This window comes from uncultured Bifidobacterium sp. (genome assembly GCF_949292005.1).
Lineage (GTDB): Bacteria > Actinomycetota > Actinomycetes > Actinomycetales > Bifidobacteriaceae > Bifidobacterium.
Genome location: NZ_CASEXV010000039.1, coordinates 1 through 6,186, shown reverse-complemented (window position 1 = coordinate 6,186; position 6,186 = coordinate 1). Strand labels below are relative to the sequence as shown.

Below are 6,186 nucleotides of genomic sequence, written 5' to 3'. Positions count from 1 at the left end.
TGGATACCGCCCCACAAATCAGGCGTCCTGTCCATCAGGCCGATGTAACGCCGCCACGCAGAAGCACCTCCGACAACCCGGACACCACGCTTATCGGCATGTGTCCCGCATGCAGGTCGGCGCCGGCGCCACGGTCTCCACCGGCTCCGGTACCTCCATCGCCTACACCGGCGCCATGGTCAAGCGAGAACAGCGACGCCACGGCCGCCTTGCCCTCGCCTCTGATGGCCGACATGGCCTGTTCCTTGGTGAGATAGTGCATACGCGCCCGGTAAAGCACGTCGAATGCGTCCCGCATCCACGGGTCATCCGCGACGACGATGCCATCCAGGAAGCGAACCTCCATATCGGAGCGCGCGGGGACGCCGGGAATCCTAACGCTCAGACTCAGAGTCGACTCGTCGTAGACCGGCTCCGCCTCCACGCGCGCTCCGGCGACTTCGACCTCGACGCGGGACGTCGCGGCGCCACGGACGGTGATGGTCCAATCGCGGACTTCGGGGACCACGCCCGGATCCGACGCGGCGGATACGGTGATGACTCCCCTGTCACGCTCCATTCGGATCGTGGTGTCGGACACGGCCATGCGCGAGTCGTCGGCGTCGTAGCGTCCATCGTCCTCACGCATGACGAACTCGCCATCGGCACCGGGGAACGCCAGTATCTCGATCCTCGAAGGATTGGCCGCACCGCGAGTCGAGGACGCATCGGAGTCCTGCAGAGGGATGATCGCGCCCGCCTGCGCGAACGCCGGAATGCGGTCAAGCCTTCTCCACACGCCGATCCGCCTCCCGGCCCGTGATGACGACTCGTATCGTCGTCCCGTCTGGAAATCGAACCATTGCCCGCAGGGAAGCCACACGTCGGTCTTTCCGGCCGCCATCGCGTGGTCGTCCGGACGGGTGATGGGCGCCACCACCAGCTGCGTTCCGAAACGGTACTCGTCGGGGAACTCGTAGGCCTCCCCCTGCTCGGGGTACTCCCAATACATGGGCTCCACCACGGGCCTTCCCTGATCGTGGGCACGCCAGTCCATGGTGTACAGGTAGGGGATGAGCCTGTGCCTCAGACGCAGGGCCTCGACCATCGAGGTTCTCGCCGGCTCCGCGAAATTCCACGGCTCCTTGCTGGAGAACTCCGAATCCGTGGAATGCAGACGGTTGATCGGGCTGAACGTGCCCAGCCAATACCACCGCGCCTCCAGCTCCTCGTCACGGACGCCTAGCATATGGCCGCCGATGTCGTGACTCCACCATCCATAACCGACGTTCGCCGCAGTGGCCGTGAAATAGGGCTGGAAATCCAATGACCTCCACGAGACGACCGTGTCGCCGGAGAATCCGACGGGATACCTGTGCGAGCCGGGCCCGGCATAGCGGGAGAACGTGATGGGCCACCGACCGTCCCGTCCCGAATCAAGCCAATGGATGTGGTTGAGCATCCACAGCGGATCGAGGCCCTTCTGCCGGGTGACGCCGCCCTGCTGCCAGTCCAGCCACCAGAAATCGACACCCTCCGCTTCAAGGCGATGGTGAAGGTCGAGATAGGCATGCACGAAACGCGGATCGGTGGGGTCGAACAGCACGGGACGTCCGGACTTCGGATCCATCCCCATCTCCCGCGCCGCCTCGGCGTATCCGTCCTCGAAGGCCCTGATCCCGTCACGGGGATGCACGTTGAGCGTCACCTTGAGTCCGCGCCTGTGCAGATCTTCCAGAAAAGCCCGGTGGTCCGGGAAAAGCCGGCTGTTCCATGTGTAGCCGGTCCATCCCGAACCGTATTCCGGATCGGGATCGGTAATGTGCCAGTCCATGTCCAGAACGGCCACCGTCAGAGGTATGGCTTCGGACTCGAAGCGGTCCATAAGCGCGCGGTACTCGCCCTGCGAATACCGATGGTACCGGCTCCACCAGTTTCCCAATGCCCAGCGTGGCAGCAGCGGCGTGCGTCCCGTCAGACGGTAGAGGTCGGCCACGGCGTCGGCATAGTGATGCCCGTGGGCGAAGACGTACAGATCGACCCCGCCCTCCCCTCGTGGCGCTATCCATGCTCCATAGGGATTCGAGCTCCGGCCTCCGTCTGCCACGAAGACGTTCGACATGGAATCGTCGAGCACCGCCCAGCCGTCACGCGATGCCACACCCTGCTCAAGCGGCACGCTCCCATCGGCCTGGTCGAGGGTCCTCGCCGTTCCGAGAAGATTGCCATGCCTGCCGACATCGCCGTAGTGCCAGGTGTTCTCATGCCCGTCCGACCCTTTTGCCGTGACGCTCAGCCCCTCACGGCTGAAGGGCCTCATATCGTACTCGAGCCGGAAGGCGGAGGTCTCGATCCGCAGGATTCCGCCGTGCCGGGAGACCTCGTAGTCCGGCGTGAAACCGAAATCGCGCGTGACGGCCACCTGCGACGGACGATCCTCGAACACGCCGTCATCCGACCACTCCAATCTGACGAGCGCGTCCGACAGCACGCCCACACGCCAATGATCCCCCTGGACCACCGCGTCGTCCCTCATCACGGGACGAGTCCGAGACAGGAAATCCCTCCACACGTCATCACCATCACCCGAGGCCATGGCGCTCCTTTCCCTTGACGACCCGGTCGTCATGCGATCCGGACATGTCCGTGACCCCACGCCCCCACTTGTCGCTGCTTGTCATGTTCGTCGTTGCAGAGCACGCCTATGCTATCGCCATGCAACATCATGGCGCCGACCGTCAATGAGCGTTCTCATGCGCATCCATGCCAGGAAGCCCTCCAAACGAATAGACCGCCATAACGATGAGAAAAATCGGCACGCCAAGGCCAAAGGTCATTAAGATCCCGGGCCACTTGATCCAGGCCGCGGCCACCGTCACGACCAGCGCCGCGACAATCACCGTAAGCAGCGGGCGCGCGATGACCATGGCAACCGACATACGAATCACCCACCACGGGCGCTCGTCGAAATTCGACCTCACTGCCCACGAGACGGCGCAGATCAGCAGGACCAGCACGTTGACGAGCAGAAGAATCCCCGACACCGCGATTCCCAGGACCCCCATCGCATTTGAATTGGCGAGGAAATAATCCCACAGGAGAAGCACGACCACAAGCATCTGCGGCCACCCGAAAGCGTTCGCCGACGTGATGTCATCCCGCCAGGCCCTGTGGAAGACGGTCCACGACCGCCGCACGCCCCACGACTGGTCGGCATCCAGAGCCCATGTGCGGTACGTCGCGTATGATGCCGAGACGGAGGGGAACAACCCGACCACCACAAGTCCTGCGAGGGTATGCGCGACAAAAGCCACGTTGACGACGAAAACCAGAAGTACGATACGGCACAACCGCTCATATCCAAGAGCGAATCCTCTCATGCTCCCCACCTTTCCTCTCGACACCGGGCCTCCGGACACCGGACCGGGCTATGTCTGCGTCTGGGCGCGGGCCTAGGATGAATCGGATCTCCGAACAACCTATCCTGCTTTGTCTATCCTTTGATGGCACCGATCATGACGCCCTTGTTGAAGTACTTCTGAAGGAATGGATATATCACGAGCAGCGGCAGCGTAGAGACGATGATGATGCCGAATTTGATCTGATCGGCGAAGTTCTGGGACTGCGCCGCGGTCATTCCCGCCATCGACGACGACGATCCCGGACTGGTCTGGTTGGCGAGGAGAATCATCTGCAGGACGTTCTGCAAAGGCTGCTTGTCCTGATCTCGTATGTAGATAAGGCCCGTGAAGTAGTCGTTCCAATGTCCGACGAAATAATACAGACCAATGACCGCGATGATGGCGCTGGACAGCGGTATCACGATCTTCCAGAAGAAGCCGAAATACGACAGACCGTCAACGCGGGACGCGTCGCGCAGCTCCTCAGGAATGCTGGTTTCGAAGAACGAGCGGGCGATGATCATGTTGAAGGCGTTGAAGGCGCCGGGGAGGATGAACACCCACATGCTGTTGAGTAGTCCCAGCTGCTTCATGAGCAGGTAGGTGGGGATCAGTCCTCCGCTGAAGAACATGGTGAATGCCACGAGGAACATGATGATCCGGCGAGGCTTGAACTCAGGACGCGACAACGCGAAGGATGCGGGGATCGTGACGACCAGGTTCAGTGCGGTTCCCAGAACGGAATAGATGATCGTGTTCTTGTATCCGATCCAGATCCTCGAATCACTGATGAGCTTCGAGTATCCCGTCAGATTGATTCCCTTGGGCAGCAGAAGCACCTGCCCGGTGGACACGGCGGTCGGATCGGAGAACGAGGCGATGATGATGAACCACAACGGATAGAGAACGCCTAGGACGATCACCGTGATGATGAGGGCTATCATCCCGTCAACGATCCAATCCGCGGTGGTCTTGCTCTGCCTGACATGCGGATTCCATGGAACATTCACAGTGTCGGCCTTCGGAGCGGGAACATCCCCAGCCCCACGACGCGCAATGCTTGACATGATGACCGTCCTCCTAGAAGATGCTTGTGTTGCTGGTCCTCTTGGCGATGGAGTTCGCGAGGACCAGGAAGAAGAAGTTGATAATCGAATTGAACAGACCTATCGCCGTGGAGTACGAGAACTGGTTGTCCAGTATGCGGATGCGGTAGGTGTAGGTGGATATGACCTCGGACGCGGTGACGTTCAGCGTGTTCTGCATCAGCCAGACCTTCTCGAATCCGACGCCCAGCACCGACCCCATGTTGAGGATGAGCAGAACCCCCACGGTGGGCATGATCGCCGGAAAATCAACATATCTGATGAGCTGGAGTCGCCCTGCGCCGTCGATTTTGGCCGCCTCTTACAAAGCCATGTCGACCGATGAAAGCGCGGCCAGGTAGATGATGCAGTTCCATCCCATATGCTGCCAGACCTCGGAGATCCAGTAGATCGGCGTGAAGGCGTTCGGATTCCCCATCAGGCTGGTCTGTCCGAAGAAGCGCCCGAGTATTCCCGTCTGAGGAGCGAGGAAGATGTTGATCATCGAAACCATCACCACGGTCGATATGAAATGCGGCATATAGGTGATCGTCTGCACGAATCCCTTGACCTTCGCGTTGCCGATCTGGTTGATCAGCAGCGCGAGGATTATCGGCGCGAGGAAACCCAGATAACGCCCGGTTTTTTGAGCAAATTGGTTGGGTTGTTTTGAGGTGGTGGAGCATGGTCTGTCGCCTGTGTGCGATTTCAGTCGCCAAACATCAGCCGCTATTGGAAAGCAGGCGACGAAACCATGCCCAGGCAAATTCTACAGGTCAATCAGGCCATGTTCGAGACCCAGTTGGATCGGATGGTGAGCGAGAAGGTCACCCGGATCCTGAACAGGATGTTGGACGCGGAAGGCCGACGAGCCGACGGGTGCCGCCGGATACGAGCGTTCCACGGATCGCAGGGCGTATCGTTCCGGCCATTACGAGCGTGACCTGACCGTGAAGGCGGGCAAGCTCTCGGTGAGGGTGCCCAAGCTCAGGGGCGCGCTCTTCGAGTCCGCGGTCATCGAACGGTACCGGCGTCGCGAGGAGCCGGTCGAGGAGGCGCTGATCGGGATGCATCCGGCCGGTGTCAGCACCAGACGGGTGGATGACATCAGGCCAGGCCCTGTAGGGCGAGAGAATGCCCTCGCGGACCCTCTCGGACCAGTTGAGGCACGTGTGCGCGGACATCGACCGGTGGCGTACCAGGCCGTTGGGGCAGGCGTACCCGTACGTGTTCATGGATGGTGTGTGGCATCAACGTTCCCGGGGTGGCGCCGTGGAGAACGCGGGCGTGCCGGTCGCCATCGGCGTCGGTGTGGACGGCCGCCGGGAGGTCATCGGCGTTGGTGAGGGCATGAAGGAGGACGCGGCAAGCTGGAGCTCGTTCGTTTCTTCGCTGATCTCACGGGGGTTGACGGGGGTGCGTCTGGTGGTGGGCGATCGATGCGCCGGCCTGGTCACCGCTATTGGCGGGCCGCTGCCCGAGGCGCGCCATCAGCGCTCCATGGTGCATTTCGGAGGAAACGTGCTCTCGAAGGTCTCCCGCCGCCACACGAAGTGGGCCGTCGACGCATTGAAGGCCGTGTTCGCGTCCGAAACCCGTCAGGCCGCATCGGCCAAGGCCGAGAGCGTGGCCCGGCAGATGGAACGGAGGAAACTCAACCAGGCCGCCGCATGCCTGCGCGAGGGGATCGGCGAGACCACCACCTACCTGCCGGACGACTA

At 61.5% G+C, this 6,186-nt stretch carries 3 protein-coding genes and 2 pseudogenes; 1 reads left to right on the top strand and 4 read right to left on the bottom strand.

Going from position 1 to position 6,186, the window contains the following annotated elements:
• Positions 1-34: 34 nt before the first annotated feature.
• The 4 genes and pseudogenes from Q1X90_RS03095 to Q1X90_RS03080 form a co-directional block, all read right to left on the bottom strand.
• Positions 35-2,575 carry a TIM-barrel domain-containing protein gene (locus tag Q1X90_RS03095; RefSeq protein ID WP_300766448.1) on the bottom strand — a complete coding sequence of 847 codons (2,541 nt, stop codon included), beginning with the start codon at positions 2,573-2,575 and terminating at the stop codon, positions 35-37.
• Between the two features lie 142 nt (positions 2,576-2,717).
• Entirely contained in the window at positions 2,718-3,359 is a 642-nt protein-coding gene (locus Q1X90_RS03090; protein ID WP_300766446.1) for a YesL family protein, read from the bottom strand.
• A 113-nt stretch (positions 3,360-3,472) separates the two neighbouring features.
• Positions 3,473-4,447, bottom strand: a complete 975-nt coding sequence (locus Q1X90_RS03085) for a carbohydrate ABC transporter permease (protein WP_300766444.1) — start codon at positions 4,445-4,447, stop codon at positions 3,473-3,475.
• Between the two features lie 13 nt (positions 4,448-4,460).
• Positions 4,461-5,096: pseudogene (locus tag Q1X90_RS03080) on the bottom strand (ABC transporter permease subunit); the annotation flags it as partial.
• Positions 5,097-5,219: 123 nt separating this feature from the next.
• Here Q1X90_RS03080 and Q1X90_RS03075 point away from each other — a divergent pair.
• Positions 5,220-6,186 (top strand): annotated as a pseudogene (locus tag Q1X90_RS03075) (IS256 family transposase); the annotation flags it as partial.